Raw genomic sequence first — 15,935 nt, forward strand, 5'->3', positions numbered from 1 at the left:
GGGTTGAGCTGGGGAAACGCGCCGAAGGGCAGGCGGGCGGCGCTCGCTCGGCGAGGGTCGGGAGAGAAGGCGTCCCGAGCTGGGCGAAGGCGTGTTGTCCACAGATTGGGGTGGTTATCCACAGGCTGTGGGTGACGTGTCGTCAAGCCTGCGAAGCAGGTCGGCGATGGAGCTCCTGGCCGAGCGGATGCGGGCCGTCTGCACCTCGTCGGCCCAGCCCAGCCGCAGCCCCTCGGCCGCCAGCCGGTCGAACGCCGAGAACGCGGCCAGCCGCTGCTCGATGATCCGGCTCCAGGCGTCGTCCTCGATCCGGTAGTACACCGTACGGTCACCGGGCCTGCGCACCCGGCCGACGACCCGGGCGGACGTCAGCAGCCGCAGGCTCGTGGTGAGCGAGGCCCGGCTCGCCCCGACGGCCCCGGCGATCTCCGCGGCCGTCTGCTCCGGCGGGTCGCAGGCCATCAGCCAGGCCAGCACGCGGCCGGTGACCGGAGTGAGCCCCCACTCCCCCGAGACGAACGCCGCCACCCGCTCGACCCAGTCGAGCACCTTCGTCAGGTCCGGACCGTCCCGCATGCGGCCAGACTAACCCGCGCTCCTTCCGGCCCCCCGGCTTCGCTGCCGCTCCAGGACGGCCGCGTCGCCGGGCAGCCGGCGCTCGGCGAGCCCCGCGGCGACGCGGGTCCGGAGCGCGTCCGGCTTGTGGTCGTCGTACTTGAACTTGGCGCGCACGTCCACGACCTCCAGCCGCAGGCCGCGGATCGCCGACAGGTTCCTGTGGTACGGGCCCGCGTCGGCGGCGACCTCGCCGTGGTCGCCGTCCGGCTGGTGGTGGGCGAGCTGGCGGCGCAAGATGTCGGCCTTGCCCTCCCGGTCGTCCACGATCCGCGCGCGGCAGACGAGCTGGACGGCCGCGTAGTAGCTCGTCGGCACCCCGGTCTCCGGCGAGTCGGAGCGCCAGCCGGTGGGGATGTAGGCGTACTCGTCGTGCACGCTCACCACCGCCGCCGGATTGGCCTCCAGCGCCGCCCAGATCGGGTTCGGTCTGGCCAGGTGGAGCACGACCTCGTCGCCGTCGTACCGGAAGTGCGTCGGCACCACCACCGGGGCGCCTCCGTCCACGCCGTTGGCCGCGAGCTGCCCGAAGTCGCGCGTACGCAGCCAGCTCCGCCATTCGTCGTCGTCGCGGGCGGCGTCCCAAGGATGGATGAGCACGTTTGCCTCTTTGTATTAGTACATAATGTGGTTTGTGCTAGAAAATTACACGATTGCCGGTGGGACGGCCAGTGAGATCGCGGCCGGTGTCGAGGTCGCCGTGTCCGAGGGACGGCTCCCGCCGGGCGCGCTCCTGCCGCCGGTGCGGGAGGTCGCCGCCCGCGCCGGGGTCAGCGCGGGCACGGCCGCGGCGGCGTACCGGCTGCTGCGCGAGCGCGGCGTCGTGGAGACGGCCGGACGGCGCGGCACCCGCGTCAGGCCCCGGCCGGCCAGCACGTTCCGGGAGGCGATCCGCATCGAGGTGCCGCCGGGCGCGCGCGACCTGGCGACCGGCAACCCCGATCCCGCGCTGCTCCCTCCCCTGTACGACGCGCTGGCCGCCGCCGCGCGCGCCCACGAGGAACGCCCCGCCATGTACGGCACCGGCGACGACGAGGAGCTCGTCGCGCTGGCCGGGGAACGCCTGCGAGCGGACGGCGTTCCCGAAGGACCGCTGGCGATCACGTCGGGCACCCTCGACGCGGTGGAGCGCGTGCTCGCCGCCCATCTGCGCCCCGGCGACCCGATCGCCGTCGAGGACCCCGGTTGGACGGCGCTGCTCGACCTCGTCACCGTGCTCGGGCTGCGTCCGGTGCCGATGCGCCTCGACGACGACGGCCCGCTGCCTGACGAGCTCGCCCGAGCCCTGCGGGCGGGCGCGCGGGCGGTCGTCATCACGGCGCGCGCTCAGAACCCCACCGGTGCCGCCGTCACCGCCGCCCGCGCCGCCGAGCTGCGGGAAGCGCTGGCGGGCCACCCCGAGGTGCTGCTGATCGAGGACGACCACGGCTCCGGGTTCGTGGACCTCCCCCTGCATCCGCTGGCCGGCTCGGTGAACAAGTGGATCCTCATCCGGTCCACGGCCAAGGCGCTCGGGCCCGACCTGCGGCTCGCCCTGGTCACCGGCGACCCGGTCACGCTGGGCCGGCTGCGCGGGCGTCAGCGGCTGGCCGCGGGCTGGGTCAGCCACCTGCTGCAGCGCGCCGTCGCGCACCTGTGGCGTACGCGGGCGGTGGACACAGCGGCGGTCGCGGCGGCGTACGGCAGGCGGCGGGACGGCCTGGTCGAGGCGCTCGCCGGGCACGGCGTGCGCGCGCACGGGCGCAGCGGCCTGAACGTGTGGATCCCCGTCGCCGACGAGACCACCGCGATCACCCGGCTGCTCCCCCGCGGCTGGGCCTGCGCGCCGGGCGCCCGCAACCGGATCGGCTCGCCGCCCGGGCTGCGCGTGACCGTCTCGTCGCTGCGTCCCGAGGAGATCGAGCCGCTCGCGGCCGACCTGGCCGCCGCACTCCTCCCCGCCGCTGAAGGCCGTTACGGCTAGCCGCAAAAGCGGCATAATCCCGCTGATGCCGAAATTTCAGGACCTGGCGGAGTATGCGGCGATGATTGCGCCCGTCATCGGCGCGGCCTACGTCAACGTGCACGCGGCGGCGGCCCGAGCGGTCGCCGACCTCGCCGAAGCGTCGGACGTGACCCCCGGCCTGCTGTCGGACCTGCGCTTCATCCTCCCCCTGCGCCCGCTCTCCCGCCGCGACCTGGCCACGATCTACCGGTACGGCGACCCGGCCGACCACGAGTCCGGCGTGGCGGAACACCTGCGCGAGGGCACCCTGGCCGAGGACGCCGACGGCACGCTGCGCCTCGCGGGCCGGGGTTCGGCGTTCGTCCGCCGGCTCTACGAGCTGCACGATGAGGCGTCCGCGCGCGTCTGGACGGGCGACGACCTGCCGGGCCTGGCCGCGCTGGCGGGCCGCGTGCTCGACGGGGCCGAACGGCTGCCCGGCGGCGCGCTGGAGCTGGTCGCGCCGCCGTACGAGCCGGAGGGGGCGGGGCCGGGGCTGCTGCTGTTCAACCGGCTCTCCGCCCTGCGCTACCACCGGGCCGACGCCCACGCCGCGGCCTGGCGGGCGGCGGGCCTGTCGGCGGCCGAGATCGTCGGCCTGCCGGACGGGCCGCTGCGCGCCGCGATCGAGGCGGAGACCAACCGCCTGGCCGGAGCGCCGTACGGACTCCTGTCGGACACCGAGCGCGAGACGCTCTACGAGGGCCTGCTGAGACTCGTCTAGAAGGCTGCGAGGAGGACTTCGGAGTTCCCAAAGTGCCACCTCCCGGTAACAGGCCAGGAGGCGCACTATGGTCGTACTTCAACAGGAGGCACCGTGGAACAGGATCTGCCCGGCGGTGCGCGGCTGGTCGTCGGAGTCGACGAATCACCGGCCGCGCGCTGGGCGCTGGCCTGGGCCATCGGGGCGGCCAGGCTGCACCGGATGGCCATCGTGGCCGTGCACGTCAGCCGCGCGCCTGTCCATCCCTTCCCCGAGGCGCTGCCCGTCCAGCACGCCATCCGGGCAGGGGAGGAGGCGCGCTGCGCCGAGGTGATCGAGGGCGTGTTCGAGGACGTCGCGGGCGGGATCCCCGACGACGTGACGACCGTCGTCGTCGCCCGGGTCGGCGACCCCGGCTACCACCTCGTCGATCTGGCGCGCGAAGGCGATCTGCTGGTGCTGGGCCGGGGGAGACGCGGGCTGTTCAGCCGCATCTTCCTGCCCTCGACCAGCATGTACTGCGCGCGGCACGCGCGCACGACGGTCGTCATCGTCAAGCAGCCGACGCCGCCCGACGACCCGGAGATGTCAGAAGCGCGCGGCCGGCGTTTCTGGACCCGCCGACATCCGTGACCTGAGCAGGCGCAGCCCTTCGGGGATGGCGTCGCGGCCGATCACGCCGTAGCCGAGCACCAGTCCGCGCTGCGCGGGTTCCTCGCCGCAGTACTCCTCCAGCGACTCGAACGCCAGCACGCCGGGCGCCGGACGTACGGACACTCCGGGGGCGAGGCGGGCGCAGAGGTGCAGGCCCGCCGCGGACGGCACCGGCTCCAGGCGGTCGTCGGCGGCCAGCGCCTCGGCGATCAGGACGTGGCGGGCGGCGTACTCGCGGGTGGCTTTTCTGATGTGCCTGGCCAGCAGGCCCTCGTCGATGAAGCGGGCCAGGGCCGCCTGCGTGGGCAGCTCGCTGTGCCAGTCGCACAGTCGTTTGGCCGTGCGCAGCGCGGGCGCGAGCGAGGCGGGCGCGACCAGGAAGCCGATCCTGAGCATGGGCAGCAGCGTCTTGGAGAACGAGCCGACGTAGATGACGCGGCCGGCGCGGTCGAGGCTCTGCAGGGGTTCGAGCGGGCGTGCGCCGAAGCGGAACTCGCTGTCGTAGTCGTCCTCGATCACCACCGCGCGACGGCGCTCGGCCCAGGCCAGCAGGGCGGCGCGGCGGGCCAGCGACATCGGCGTGCCCAGCGGGAACTGGTGGGAGGGCGTGACGTAGACGATGCGCGCCGAACGCGGGATCGCCGCGACGTCGATGCCCTCGGCGTCCACCGGGACGCCCACGACCCGCGCGCCGAGCGAGCGGAACAACAGCCGGGCCGGGGGATAGCCGGGCTCCTCGACCGCCACGACGGCGCCCGGCTCGATCAGCACGCGGCCGACGAGGTCGAGCGCCTGCTGCGCGCCGTTGGTGACGAGCACGTCGTCGGGACCGGCGAGCACCGAGCGGCTGATGCCGATGTGCCGGGAGATCGCCTCGCGCAGCGGCCCGTGACCGGACGGGTCACCGTAGGTCGCGATGCCCGCCCGCAGCTCGCGGCCCACCAGCCGGCGCCAGGTGTCCATCGGGAACAGCCGCGCGTCGGGGACGCCGGCGCGGAAGTCGTACCGGGCGCCGGGCACGGCGGGCTCGGGCTCCACGCCACGCCAGAACGGGCGTGGCAGCACCACGCCCGTCGGGGCGGCGCGGCCCCTGACCGGCTCGGCCGACACGAACGTGCCCGCGCCGGCCCGCCCCACCAGGAACCCGTCCGCCACCAGCCGGTCGTAGGCGAGGGCGACGGTGTTCCTGGAGATCTCCAGCCGGCGGGCCAGCTCCCTGGTCGGCGCGAGCCGCTCGCCCGAGCGGAGGCGGCCGTCGAGGATGGCGTCGAGCAGCTGGCGGTAGACCTGAGCGGCCAGGTCGGAGCGGCCTTCGAGGCTGATGTGCACGTCCATCTTGGCCCAATCATTTCGCCGGAAATTGGAGCTTATCGCGGGACAAGCAGTCGGCCACGATGGACTCATGAGCGAACGAATGGACGTATGAATCATGAAATATCGCCGGATCTTGGTGCATGCGCAGCTTGTCGGCTCCATCGGTGACGGCGCCTTCCTCGTCACGTCCGCGTTCTACTTCGCCAGGATCGTCGGGCTGTCGGCCACCGAGATCGGGCTCGGCCTCACCGTGGGCTGGGCCGTCGGCTCGGTGGCCGGCGTGCCGCTCGGGCATCTCGCCGACCGGCGCGGGCCGCGCGGCGTGGCCGTCGCGCTCGCGCTGGCCACCGCCGCGGCGGTCGCCGCCTTCCTCGTCGTCCGGTCGTTTCCGCTGTTCGTCCTCGCTACCAGCCTGTACGGCACCGCGCAGACCGGCCTGTCGGCCGCCCGCCAGGCGCTGCTCGCCGCCCTGGTCGAGCCCGCCGAACGCACGGTCGTCCGGGCCGTGTTGCAGGCCACCCTCAACGGCGGCCTGGCCGTCGGCGCCGCGCTGGGCGGGATCGCGCTGCACCTCGACACCCCGGCCGCGTACCTGACCCTCTTCGCCCTGGACGCCCTGGCCTTCCTGGTCGCCGCCGGGCTGCTGCTCGGGCTGCCCGCCGTGCCGCCCGCGCCCGTCTCGCCGGGGCCGCGCCTCGCCGTGCTCAGGGACCGGCCGTACGCGCTGGTCACGCTGATCAACGCGGTGATGTTGTTCTACATGCCGCTGCTCAGCCTGGTCGTGCCGCTGTGGATCGCCACCCGTACCAGCGCGCCGTCCTGGATGGTCTCCGCGCTGCTGCTCGTCAACACGGCGAGCGTGCTGCTCTTCCAGGTGCGCGTCGCCCGGCGGATCAAGGGGCTGCGGGACGCCTCGGCGGCGGTCCGGCTGGCGGGGCTGGTGATGTTCGCGGCCTGCGCGGTGTTCGCGCTCAGCCCGTACGGATGGATGTTCCTGCTCGTCGGCGTGGTGCTGCAGGTGGCGGCGGAGATGCTGCTGGCCTCCGGGTCGTGGGAGATCAGCTTCACGCTCGCCCCCGACGACCGTCAGGGGCAGTACCAGGGGTTCTTCGGCACCGGCGTGGCCGTGGCCCGGATGCTCGGGCCCGTCGTGCTGACCACGCTGGTGATCGGCGGCGGCACCCTGGGGTGGCTGGTGACCGGCGCCGTGTTCGTGGCGGCCGGCGCCGCGATGGCGCCGGCCGTCAGATGGGCCCTTCCGCGCAGGTCACCTGAACCCGCGTAGCCGCAGGCTGTTGCTGACCACGAACACGCTGGAGAACGCCATCGCCGCCCCGGCGATCATCGGGTTGAGCAGGCCCAGCGCGGCCAGCGGCAGCGCGGCCACGTTGTAGGCGAACGCCCAGAACAGGTTGCCCTTGATGACCTTGAGGGTCCGGCGCGCGAGCCTGATCGCGTCGGGCGCGACCTTCAGGTCACCCCGGACGAGGGTGAGGTCGGAGGCCTCGATGGCCGCGTCGGTGCCGGTGCCCATCGCGAGGCCCAGGTCGGCCTGGGCCAGCGCGGCGGCGTCGTTGACGCCGTCGCCCACCATCGCCACGACCTTGCCCTCCGACTGCAGCCGCTTGACCACGTCGACCTTGCCCGCGGGCAGCACTCCGGCGATCACCTCGTCGATGCCGACCTCGGCCGCGACCGTCCGGGCCACGGCCTCGTTGTCGCCGGTGAGCAGCACCGGGGTCAGGCCCAGGGCCTTGAGCTGCGCGATCGCCTCCTTGCTGGTCGGCTTGACCACGTCGGACACGACCAGCACCGCGCGGGCCCTGCCGTCCCAGCCGACCGCCACCGCCGTACGGCCCGCGGCCTCCTCCTCGGCCAGCCTGCGGGCCAGGTCGGCGGGCAGGCGCTGGGACCACTCCTCCAGCAGCCGGGGGCGGCCGACGAGCACCGCGTGCCCGTCCACGACGCCCTGCACGCCGAGACCCTCGACGTTCGTGAAGCCCTCCACGGCCGCGTCGGAGCGGGCCTCCTTCGCGACGGCGCGGGCGATCGGGTGCTCGGAGGCGTGCTCCAGCGCCCCGGCGAGCCGCAGCACCTCCTCGCGGCTCTCGCCCTCGGCCAGGTGCACGGCCGTGAGGGACATCGTGCCCGCCGTGACCGTGCCCGTCTTGTCGAGGACGATCGTGTCGATCCTGCGTGTCGACTCCAGCACCTCGGGGCCCTTGATCAGGATGCCGAGCTGGGCGCCGCGGCCGGTGCCGACCAGCAGCGCCGTCGGCGTGGCCAGGCCGAGCGCGCACGGGCAGGCGATGATCAGCACCGCCACCGCCGCGGTGAACGCCGCCGTCGCGCCCTCGCCCGTACCGAGCCAGTAGCCCAGTGTCCCCACGGCGAGCGCGATCACGACGGGGACGAACACGCCCGAGACGCGGTCGGCGAGCCGCTGCACCTGCGCCTTGCCCGTCTGGGCCTCCTCCACGAGCCGCGCCATCTGCGCGAGCTGCGTGTCGGCCCCCACCCGGGTCGCCCGGACGACCAGCCGGCCGCCCGCGTTCACCGTCGCGCCGGTCACCCCGTCGCCCGGCTTGACCTCGACCGGAACGGACTCGCCCGTCAGCATCGAGGCGTCCACCGCCGAGGAGCCCTCTTCGACCACGCCGTCGGTGGCGATCTTCTCACCGGGCCGCACCACGAACCGGTCGCCGGCCTTGAGCCGCTCGACCGGCACACGCCCGCCGTCGGCGAGCTCGACGTCCTTGGCGCCCAGCTCCATCAACGCCCGCAGCGCCGCCCCGGCCCGCCGCTTGGAGCGGGCCTCGAAGTAGCGCCCGGCCAGGATGAACGCCGTCACCGCCGCCGCCGTCTCCAGGTAGATCGCGTCCGCCCCGGCGCCCCGCTCGATCGCGAACGAGAACGGGTGGGTCATGCCCGGCATGCCCGCCTCGCCGAAGAACAGCGCCCACACCGACCAGCCGAGCGCCGCCAGCGTGCCGAGCGAGATCAGCGTGTCCATCGTCGCGGCGCCGTGGCGCAGATTCGTCCACGCCGCCTTGTGGAACGGCCAGCCCGCGTACGCCACCACCGGCGCCGCCAGCGTCAGCGACGACCACTGCCAGTACGTGAACTGCAGCGGCGGGATCATCGCCATCGCCACCACCGGCACGGACAGCACCACCGCGGTGACCAGTCGTTGCCGCAGCGAACGCAGCTCGTCCGGTGGCTCCTCGGCCTGCGGCGGCGCCGGCAGCGCGGCCGTGTAACCGGCCTTCTCCACCTCGCTGATCAGGTCCTGCGGGTCGACGCCCGCAGGGAAGACGACCTTGGCCTTCTCCGTCGCGTAGTTGACCGACGCCGTCACGCCGTCAAGTTTGTTGAGCTTGCGTTCGATGCGGTTGGCACAGGACGCGCAGGTCATGCCGCCGATGGTGAGCTCGACGGCTCTCTGCCCGGACTCGGTGCCGGGCTCGGTGAGCGAAGTCATGACCTCTCCTTTCTTCGCGTCCTTCAGCTGCGGCCGTGGGGGGTGGCGTCTCCGTCGCCGGGGGTGGCCGTGGCGGTGAAGGCCGCCGTACGGACCTCGCCCCCGTGCTGGAAGTCGAGGAACAGGCGGTAGTCGCCGCGGCTCGGCGCCTCCACGTAGAACGTGATCTCCGGGCCCGCCTCTGCGCTCTCTTCGGGATGTACGTGGAGATAGGCCAGGTCGCCGGCGCGCAGCGCGACCAGGTGACCGTACGCGCCGAGGTAGGGCTGCAGGTCGGTGACCGGCTCGCCGCCCTTGCTCACCGTCAGCGTGACCTTGCTGGAACGCCCGGCGACCAGGTCTCCGGCGAGGCTCACAGTGTAGTCGCCGACCGTCGCCGTGCGGCCGGCCTGGGGGAGCGGCCTGGGCCGGTAGTCGCCCGCGGCCTGCAGGTCGGCCCCCAGCGTGAGACCTTGCCCGCCCTTCGGCACGAAGTCCGCGAACGCGCGGTACGGGCCCGCCTCCGGGACCGCCAGCTTGACCGACCACGTGCCGTCGGGGGCCATCTCGGGATGCACGTGCTGGAAGCTCGTCAGGTCGCGGGAGGCGACGATGAGGTGCATGGACTTGTCGTGCGCGACCTCGTAGCCGGTGACCGGGCCGCCGTCGGGGCCGATGATCCGGAACGTGAAGTCGGCGGGCGCGCCGGTCGCGATCGGGGTGGTGGGATCGAGGGTGTAGCCGTCCTGGGACACTTGGAGCCCCCCGGGGGTATTGATGGCGGCGTCTTCCGTGGCATGTGCAGGCTTTGTCGCCGGTGCGGCCGCCGCCGGGCTCGGGCTCACGGCCGTGGCCTTGCCCACGCCCAGGGCGCCGCCGAAGACGACGGCGAGCCCCAGAGCGTAGGAACCGAGCTTGGCGGCCGTGTTCATGACCGCCCGGCCAACTCGTATCCGGCCTCTTCGACCGCGGCGGCGATCCGCGCCGGGTCGACGGGGCCGTCGCTGTCAACGGTCAGCAGGCCGCTGGCCAGGTCGACGTCGACCTTGGTCACGCCGGCCACCTCGCCGACCTCCTCCTTGACGGAGCTCACGCAGTGGCCGCAGGTCATGCCCTTCACGGTGAAAGTGGTGGTGCTCATGGTCTCTCCTCAGGTGTGGCGTTGCCGTCCATTCTTCGTCTCGAAGTCTAACACCGTACCCCCCTAGGGTATGTACTCGACTTCAAGGCGGAACGTAATATACCCGCCAGGGGTATGTCAACTCTGGGCGACATACCGTGGATGCGCGCGTCGGCGGGATATTTGGCATGATCAGGCTGTTGTCCATGATGGGGTTGCCCGGAACGGGGTCTCGGATGTCGTCCACGGCGGGCCGGCCGGATTCGGTCAGGAGCGAAGGTGGGCCTCACCTGGGGGTGAAGGGCCACCTTCGCGCATTCCGCACATCTGGACAGTGCACAACACAGGGAGCGCAGCCATACCTTGCTAGGCTGCTTGTCAACCGTTGGGTCTCACCCCGGCAGGTGAGGCCGTCGAAGAAGTGGGGTCACACCGTGAAGAAGCTGCTCGTTCTGGCGCTGATCGCCCTTGGGGGGTTGCTGATCTGGCGTAAGGTGCAGGCCGACCGCGCAGAGCTCGATCTCTGGACCGAGGCGACCGGCAGCGAGAACTAACCGACCGGCGAGGCGATGAGTGACGTCGTCCCCATCAAGCTGGTGTGCCTGGACCTGGCGGGCACCACAGTCGGTGACATCGCCATGGTCGAGCGCGCCTTCGCCGAGGCGATCGCGACCCAGGGCATAGTGCCCGGGACCGGAGCGTACGCGCGTGCCATGGTTCACGTGCACCGGTCCCGGGGCTGCCCCAAGATCGACGTGTTCCGCGGGATCTTCCCCGGAAACGAGGCCCAGGCCCAGGCGGCGAACCTGACGTTCGAACGCTCCTACGAGGGCGCCATCGAGCGCGCGGGCCTCGTTCCCATGCCCGGCGTCCTGGAGGTCCTCGACAAGCTCCGCGGCACGGGCATCAAGCTCGCCCTGATCACCGGCTTCAGCCGTACGACGCTGAGCCGCGTCCTCAGCGTGCTCGGCTGGCACGACAAGATCGACCTCGCCATCTCCCCGGAAGACGCCGGCGGCCGCGGCCGCCCCTGGCCCGACATGGTCCTGCACGCGGTGCTGCGCCTGGGCGTGGACGACGTCCGCCAGGTGGCCGTCGTGGGCGACTCGGAGAGCGACATGTTGTGCGGCAAGCGCGCCGGCGCCTCGATCGTGGCGGGCGTGATGACCGGCGTACACAGCCGCGAACGCCTCCTCAAGGGCGGCGCCACCCACATCCTCGACTCGATCGCCGACTTCCCCGGCCTGATCCTCCTGGGGGAGACACAGGCGCCATCCTCGGCCGGGTAAGCTATCTTCGTCCCAGGGGGCCTTAGCTCAGTTGGCAGAGCGCCTGCTTTGCAAGCAGGAAGTCAGGAGTTCGAATCTCCTAGGCTCCACCAGCGAAAACACCCCGCCACTGATCTTGTGGCGGGGTGCTCGGGCCATTAACGGGCCATTAGCCATCCAGACGGCGATCCTTCCTCTCCGCCTCCACCCGCGCGCTGAGAGCGTCTGCGATCCGCTGGTCAGCATCCATGGTCGCATGCTGGTAGATGACCGCGGCCCGATCGCTGTCGTGTCCCATCCGCGCCTTGAGGTCGGCCAGGCTCGCCCCTGACTGCGCGGCCAGTGTGTTCCCCGTGTGGCGAAGATCGTGGAAGTGCAGGCCCGTAAGCCCCATCTCCTTGAGCGCGTCTCCCCACTTCGCGGAGCGCCGGAAGTTGCTGCCACGCAGGAAGCCGCCGTTCTTCCCGAGGAACACGAACGCGTCCTCTTCGGGGCCGACATAGGACGCAAGATGTTCGCTGAGGGCGGGGATGATGGCGGCAGGGATGCCGATCGTACGGCGGCCGGCCTTGGACTTGACCGGGCACAGGCGCATCTCGCCGCCGTCCAGTTCGATGAGCTGTTCCCGGACCCGAACCGTGCGCGCGACCAGGTCGAGGTCATGCCGCCGAAGTGCGATCACCTCACCCCAGCGCAGGCTTGCGAACGTGGCCAGCAGGATCAGCGCCCGAAATCGCTTGTCCGTCATCCGGTCGGCAAGCTCGAACACCTGAGACACCGTGATCACGGGTCGTTCGGGCGTGTGCTCATTGTCCGCACCCTTGATCCGGCACGGGTTACGGCTGATCAGCTTGTCCTCTTCTGCCGCCGTCATGAGGACGGCTCGGAGGAACCGGTACGCCTTGGCGACCACCGAGATTGCCGCGCCCTGCTCCAGGCGTTCGGATCGCCATGCGCGGATCATCTGCGTTGTGATCTTGCCGACCTGAACGCCGCCGAGCGTTGGCAGGATGTGCCGCTCCAGCAGCCACGTGTAGTTCTCGATGGTCTTGGGACGCAGGCCGGGACGCTCCTTGATCCAGGCTCGGGCGTACTCGCCCAGCAGGATCTTGCCGCGATCGGGATCTGTCCAGTTGCCTGAAATCATCTTCGCCTCGATGATCGTCAGAGCACGGTCGGCCTCTGTCCTGGTGGCGTAGGTGGTCGTTCCCGTGCGAAGACGCCCGTCCGGCCCTGGATAGCGGATCTGGTATCGCCCGGACTCGCGCTTGCGGATATTGCCGAAACGTCGGTGTCCGTCTTTGTTGGCCATCAGGCTGCCCTTTCCTAGACGGTGCCGGCCGTCATCGGCGTGACGGTTCCGGCGACAACGAAAGCGACCAGTGCGGACTCTCGGATGCGGACGTGGCGTCCGACCTTCACGAACTCGATCCGGCGTTCAGAGATCAGGCGGCGGACGAAGCGGACCGAGGTGTGCAGCATGTCGGCCGCTTCATCGACGGTCAGTAGTTGCTCCATCTATCTCCCTCCTTCACGCGGCCTGTGGAGTTGCCGAGAGGTCTTGTCCGGCTGTGGCTTCCAGCTCTCTGAGGTGGGCTCGCCAGCGTTGGCGTTCACGGACCGACCGCAGGAGCCGCATTGCCAGGGATGGCACGTTGGCGTCTGCGGCCGGGATGGGTCGCCAGATGTAGCGGTGGGGGTCGGTGGGTTCGTCGGCCTGGCCGAGGGCTTCCAGGACCCAGGTACGGCGGTCCTGCTTGTGTTCAGCGAGGGTCTTGTTCGACCACTTACGGGAGACCAGGACGCGACGGCCCGCGTAGCCGAGGTGTTCGGGCTTGTGTGCCTTCGAGCGGCATCGGCCGGGCTGCATGCCGGGCTTGGCGTTCTTGGGCTGGACGCCGTAGCGCAGCCAGTTCGGGCAGGCGGGTGAGCAGGGTTCGTAGCGCAAGGCATCGACCATGCGGGTGGCGTGTTCACGCTGGGCCTGGCCGCCGTCGAGAGTGTCGCCGATTGACTTGGTCAGGTACTTGGACAGGTACCGGATGCACTGATCGGCGTCCGGGGTTCCGGAGAGGACGCCTTGCACGTCCACCTGAGTGCCGAAGCGGATCACGTGCAAGGGCTCGGCGTCCTCGTCGGTGTCGAGGTGGTCGAGGGCTTGATCCCAGGTGGGCAGGACCTCCCCGGTAGCCGGGTCAACGTAGCCGCTCTGCTCGTCCCATACCGGCAGATGATCGCCGTTGAAGCGCACCTCATCAGCGGATGGCCACCACACCTGGTGATAGGTGGCAGCGGCGATCTGCTTGATCTCCGCGCGGGGCAGGGTGCCCCGGATGGCCATGTGCAGGTGCGGAGCAAGCCGCTTCTGGGGTTCGACGGAGGCGAAGTACTGCACGTCATAGCCCGCGACCCGGCGCAGGTTCTGCACGAACCGATCGATCACCTTAGGGAAGTGCAGCGCGTCCCGAGCAGCACGCCGGTAGTCGTAGGTGTCCGGGTCGATCGGGACGCCATCACGGACTTTGCCGTAGCTGGGCAGGGTAAGCGTAACGAACAGCGACGGCCGGTAGACCTTGCCATCAGAACTGGTGAAGGTACGGCCCAAGGTGGTGTCGGTCATCTTCCGCTTGGGCAGGTTCGGCGCGTCCTGTCGCCGCCGAGTTGAACGGGTGCGCTTGGACACCGCGGATCCGGTGACGCTGCCCCGCATCCCGGCGGCATTGATCTCCTCGTCCAGGCCGACGAGGACGGCGTCCAGGTCGGCGGTGTCGTCGCCGGCCTGTTCGGCGGCGTCCCGCTTGGCCTGCATGTCGGCGCGGAACTCGACCAGCCAGCGCTGTTCCTCGGTCGACTCGTCCGGCGTGATGGCCGGTTCGGCGTCGAGGTGCCAGCCCTCCCGGCACTGGGCCATGCGCAGCTGACGATTGCGCTTGGCACACGGAGGGCACTTGCTGTCCAGGGTGGAGCCGCACGGGACATCGATGATCTCGGCCTTACCGGTGACAACGTCGAGCCGCCGCAGAGCGACGGGCCGGATGCAGACACCGTGGAGCTTCGCGACCTCTTCGAGCACGTCACGGGCCAGCGGCATGGCCTGGCGGACGGCCCGGGGGAGTGCGCGGTCGTGCGGATGGGTCATACGGTCCTCCCTTCGTCGGTGGTCTCGGTCATCACGGCGCACAGCCGGTAGCGCTCCAGGTCCGGGTGAGCCTTGGCGATGTGGGAGCGGTAGAGCTCGAAGACCCGCATGCGGGGCAGGTCGTGCGCGGTCAGCAGGACCATCAGCGGGCGGGCTGCGACCAGGCTGATTTCGTCGGCGGTGCCGTGGAAGCAGATCTTCACGCGGCCTCCCCGTAGGAGGCGTAGGCGTCGACCATGGCGCGGATGTCGTGGTCGGAGACGTAGGCGGCGCGGACCCGGACGGGTTCGGGGTTGGCTTCCAGCCGGATGTAGCCGATGCCCGCGCCCAGCTCGGGGACGGGTGAGATGTGGTCGGCGAGGGCGCCTCGGTCGCGTGCGCCGTCGCCGAGGACCATGTCCACCTGTTCCGACTCATCCAGCCGGAGAGCGATCTTGTCGGGGAACAGGTTGCGGATGTTCATGACCTCCTTGCGCGGGTCCTGGAGAGCGGCCAGGACGCCGACCCCGACCGCGCGTCCTTGGGTGGTGAGGATGGCCAGCGCTGAGGAGATGCGTTGCCGCAGTTGCCGATCGGATTGGTAGGCGGTCAGGAACGCCACCTCATCCACGACGACCAGGACGAACGGGTCCTCGATGGTGGGGGTGTGGGAGCGCTGGAGCCCAGCGAAGTGCGCCGCTCGCTTCTGCATGACGCTGACCGCCTCGTCCAGCAGGTCGGCGCACTCCTCGGGAGTGGCCGCGTACCGGGAGCCGAACAGGTCGCGCCCGTAGGACAGCTCCATGAGCTTGGGGTCCAGCGCCCACAACTCGACCAGGCCCGCCCGGGTGGCGGGAAGCAGGGAACGGATGACGGACCAGATAATCGACCCTTTGCCAGCCCCGGTCGCTCCGGCGACGAGGACATGGGTTCCATGTACCTTGAGCCGCCACGGTCGCCCGTCCTCACGCTTGCCGATCTCGACCGGTCCCACCGTCGGTTCCTCATGCACGGGAAGCGCTGGCAGAGGTTGAGACAGTGGGTCGTTGCGCGGGAAGGTCAGCGTCAGCCGTCCGGCCTGCGACAGCGCGACCCGGCACGACGTCGCGCCGAACCCTTGGGCCAGGTGATCGGTACGGTCGGCCCAGTCCTTGACCGCTTGGCCCTTCAGCATCCGCACGGTGACCTGATCAGCCCATGATGTGCAGGTGACCTTGCCAAGGACGGGCACGTAGTCACGTCCCCGGATGTGACGGCCGAGACCGGAGACGATCATGACGGGTTGCCAGTGCCGCCGGTAGATCCAGACGAGCCGCCACCAGGCCAGCAGCCGGTAGCCGACCAGGCGGGCGAACGATGGCCGGTCGATGAACGCCCACGATGCCAGGACCAGAACGACCGTGCCGAGCAGCGATGCCGAGGCAGGCCAGCCGTAGACGTACCAGGCAGCGCCGAGGACGACCGGGATGGCACAGGCGACGGGGTGGCGCCAGATCGTGCGGACGAGCCTCGCCAGTGTGCGGCATACGAGGAGGACGATGGTGAGGATGGCGGGTGTGGTAACCACGGCCGGGCGGAAGACGACGGCCGTGTCGGGCGTGGTGGAGACGAGGTTGCGCGCCTCGTCGCCAGGCAGCCGCTTGAACATAAGCTGGGAACCTCTCGTGATGTCTGGGATTTCAGGGGAGAACCGAGGGGC

The 15,935-nt window shown here is 70.9% G+C and carries 17 protein-coding genes and 1 tRNA gene; 7 read left to right on the forward strand and 11 right to left on the reverse strand.

The window, feature by feature from the left end; translation table 11 throughout:
• Nucleotides 1–114: 114 nt before the first annotated feature.
• On the reverse strand, nt 115–576 hold the full coding sequence (locus C1J01_RS07875; protein ID WP_111177591.1) for a GbsR/MarR family transcriptional regulator: 462 nt from the start codon (nt 574–576) through the stop codon (nt 115–117).
• A 9-nt stretch (nt 577–585) separates the two neighbouring features.
• A complete protein-coding gene (locus tag C1J01_RS07880; RefSeq protein WP_111177593.1) occupies nt 586–1,215 on the reverse strand; it encodes an FMN-binding negative transcriptional regulator in 630 nt (209 codons plus the stop codon).
• Between the two features lie 25 nt (nt 1,216–1,240).
• On the opposite strand from C1J01_RS07880, the gene C1J01_RS07885 reads away from it, so the two are divergent.
• The 3 genes from C1J01_RS07885 (at nt 1,241) to C1J01_RS07895 (ending at nt 3,935) form a co-directional block, all read left to right on the forward strand.
• Nucleotides 1,241–2,578, forward strand: coding sequence for an aminotransferase class I/II-fold pyridoxal phosphate-dependent enzyme (locus tag C1J01_RS07885; RefSeq protein WP_111177595.1), 1,338 nt, complete (start codon nt 1,241–1,243; stop codon nt 2,576–2,578).
• 25 nt (nt 2,579–2,603) lie between these two features.
• Nucleotides 2,604–3,323 (forward strand): hypothetical protein, encoded by a 720-nt coding sequence (locus C1J01_RS07890; RefSeq protein WP_146615493.1) that lies wholly within the window; start codon nt 2,604–2,606, stop codon nt 3,321–3,323.
• A gap of 93 nt (nt 3,324–3,416) precedes the next feature.
• Nucleotides 3,417–3,935, forward strand: coding sequence for a universal stress protein (locus C1J01_RS07895; RefSeq protein WP_111177599.1), 519 nt, complete (start codon nt 3,417–3,419; stop codon nt 3,933–3,935).
• Here C1J01_RS07895 and pdxR read toward each other — a convergent pair.
• Complete coding sequence (gene pdxR, locus C1J01_RS07900; protein WP_111177601.1) at nt 3,891–5,291, reverse strand: MocR-like pyridoxine biosynthesis transcription factor PdxR; 1,401 nt, start codon at nt 5,289–5,291, stop codon at nt 3,891–3,893. The two genes, C1J01_RS07895 and pdxR, sit on opposite strands and share 45 nt — an antisense overlap.
• Before the next feature lie 115 nt (nt 5,292–5,406).
• Between pdxR and C1J01_RS07905 the strand changes: the two genes are divergently transcribed.
• Nucleotides 5,407–6,555, forward strand: a complete 1,149-nt coding sequence (locus tag C1J01_RS07905; RefSeq protein WP_235854324.1) for an MFS transporter — start codon at nt 5,407–5,409, stop codon at nt 6,553–6,555.
• Here C1J01_RS07905 and C1J01_RS07910 read toward each other — a convergent pair.
• From C1J01_RS07910 to C1J01_RS07920, 3 genes are read right to left on the reverse strand one after another with little or no spacing between them, the layout of a single operon-like run.
• A complete protein-coding gene (locus C1J01_RS07910; protein WP_111177605.1) occupies nt 6,538–8,751 on the reverse strand; it encodes a heavy metal translocating P-type ATPase in 2,214 nt (737 codons plus the stop codon). The genes C1J01_RS07905 and C1J01_RS07910 overlap by 18 nt on opposite strands.
• Nucleotides 8,752–8,774: 23 nt before the next feature.
• Entirely contained in the window at nt 8,775–9,662 is an 888-nt protein-coding gene (locus C1J01_RS07915; protein WP_111177607.1) for a DUF8832 domain-containing protein, read from the reverse strand.
• On the reverse strand, nt 9,659–9,871 hold the full coding sequence (locus C1J01_RS07920) for a heavy-metal-associated domain-containing protein (RefSeq protein ID WP_111177609.1): 213 nt from the start codon (nt 9,869–9,871) through the stop codon (nt 9,659–9,661). Before C1J01_RS07920 ends, C1J01_RS07915 begins: the two co-directional genes overlap by 4 nt.
• A gap of 413 nt (nt 9,872–10,284) precedes the next feature.
• On the opposite strand from C1J01_RS07920, the gene C1J01_RS51130 reads away from it, so the two are divergent.
• The 3 genes from C1J01_RS51130 to C1J01_RS07930 all read left to right on the forward strand — a co-directional run bounded on the left by C1J01_RS51130 (nt 10,285) and on the right by C1J01_RS07930 (nt 11,231).
• Entirely contained in the window at nt 10,285–10,404 is a 120-nt protein-coding gene (locus C1J01_RS51130) for a DLW-39 family protein (protein WP_020542320.1), read from the forward strand.
• Between the two features lie 15 nt (nt 10,405–10,419).
• Nucleotides 10,420–11,139: an HAD-IA family hydrolase gene (locus C1J01_RS07925; RefSeq protein WP_111177611.1), complete on the forward strand. Its 720-nt coding sequence runs from the start codon at nt 10,420–10,422 to the stop codon at nt 11,137–11,139.
• A 16-nt stretch (nt 11,140–11,155) separates the two neighbouring features.
• Nucleotides 11,156–11,231: transfer RNA gene (locus tag C1J01_RS07930), tRNA-Ala, on the forward strand.
• A gap of 56 nt (nt 11,232–11,287) precedes the next feature.
• Here the strand turns inward: C1J01_RS07930 and C1J01_RS07935 are convergent.
• From C1J01_RS07935 to C1J01_RS07955, 5 genes are read right to left on the reverse strand one after another with little or no spacing between them, the layout of a single operon-like run.
• Nucleotides 11,288–12,430 carry a tyrosine-type recombinase/integrase gene (locus tag C1J01_RS07935; RefSeq protein WP_111177613.1) on the reverse strand — a complete coding sequence of 381 codons (1,143 nt, stop codon included), beginning with the start codon at nt 12,428–12,430 and terminating at the stop codon, nt 11,288–11,290.
• A gap of 14 nt (nt 12,431–12,444) precedes the next feature.
• Nucleotides 12,445–12,636 (reverse strand): helix-turn-helix domain-containing protein, encoded by a 192-nt coding sequence (locus C1J01_RS07940; RefSeq protein ID WP_111177615.1) that lies wholly within the window; start codon nt 12,634–12,636, stop codon nt 12,445–12,447.
• A gap of 13 nt (nt 12,637–12,649) precedes the next feature.
• Nucleotides 12,650–14,257 carry a replication initiator gene (locus tag C1J01_RS07945; RefSeq protein WP_111177617.1) on the reverse strand — a complete coding sequence of 536 codons (1,608 nt, stop codon included), beginning with the start codon at nt 14,255–14,257 and terminating at the stop codon, nt 12,650–12,652.
• Complete coding sequence (locus C1J01_RS07950; RefSeq protein WP_111177619.1) at nt 14,254–14,460, reverse strand: hypothetical protein; 207 nt, start codon at nt 14,458–14,460, stop codon at nt 14,254–14,256. The genes C1J01_RS07945 and C1J01_RS07950 overlap by 4 nt, the downstream gene beginning before the upstream one ends.
• Nucleotides 14,457–15,884, reverse strand: coding sequence for an FtsK/SpoIIIE domain-containing protein (locus C1J01_RS07955; RefSeq protein WP_111177621.1), 1,428 nt, complete (start codon nt 15,882–15,884; stop codon nt 14,457–14,459). The genes C1J01_RS07950 and C1J01_RS07955 overlap by 4 nt, the downstream gene beginning before the upstream one ends.
• Between the last annotated feature and the right edge of the window lie 51 nt (nt 15,885–15,935).

Source organism: Nonomuraea aridisoli (assembly GCF_003236395.1).
Lineage (GTDB): Bacteria > Actinomycetota > Actinomycetes > Streptosporangiales > Streptosporangiaceae > Nonomuraea > Nonomuraea aridisoli.

Coding starts and splice junctions, on each gene's coding strand:
- C1J01_RS07875 (WP_111177591.1), bottom strand. CDS start 576: ATGCGGGACGGTCCGGACCTGACGAAGGTGCTCGACTGGGTCGAGCGG.
- C1J01_RS07885 (WP_111177595.1), top strand. CDS start 1,241: ATGTGGTTTGTGCTAGAAAATTACACGATTGCCGGTGGGACGGCCAGT.
- C1J01_RS07890 (WP_146615493.1), top strand. CDS start 2,604: ATGCCGAAATTTCAGGACCTGGCGGAGTATGCGGCGATGATTGCGCCC.
- pdxR (WP_111177601.1), bottom strand. CDS start 5,291: ATGGACGTGCACATCAGCCTCGAAGGCCGCTCCGACCTGGCCGCTCAG.
- C1J01_RS07910 (WP_111177605.1), bottom strand. CDS start 8,751: ATGACTTCGCTCACCGAGCCCGGCACCGAGTCCGGGCAGAGAGCCGTC.
- C1J01_RS07915 (WP_111177607.1), bottom strand. CDS start 9,662: ATGAACACGGCCGCCAAGCTCGGTTCCTACGCTCTGGGGCTCGCCGTC.
- C1J01_RS07920 (WP_111177609.1), bottom strand. CDS start 9,871: ATGAGCACCACCACTTTCACCGTGAAGGGCATGACCTGCGGCCACTGC.
- C1J01_RS07925 (WP_111177611.1), top strand. CDS start 10,420: ATGAGTGACGTCGTCCCCATCAAGCTGGTGTGCCTGGACCTGGCGGGC.
- C1J01_RS07935 (WP_111177613.1), bottom strand. CDS start 12,430: ATGGCCAACAAAGACGGACACCGACGTTTCGGCAATATCCGCAAGCGC.
- C1J01_RS07940 (WP_111177615.1), bottom strand. CDS start 12,636: ATGGAGCAACTACTGACCGTCGATGAAGCGGCCGACATGCTGCACACC.
- C1J01_RS07945 (WP_111177617.1), bottom strand. CDS start 14,257: ATGACCCATCCGCACGACCGCGCACTCCCCCGGGCCGTCCGCCAGGCC.
- C1J01_RS07955 (WP_111177621.1), bottom strand. CDS start 15,884: ATGTTCAAGCGGCTGCCTGGCGACGAGGCGCGCAACCTCGTCTCCACC.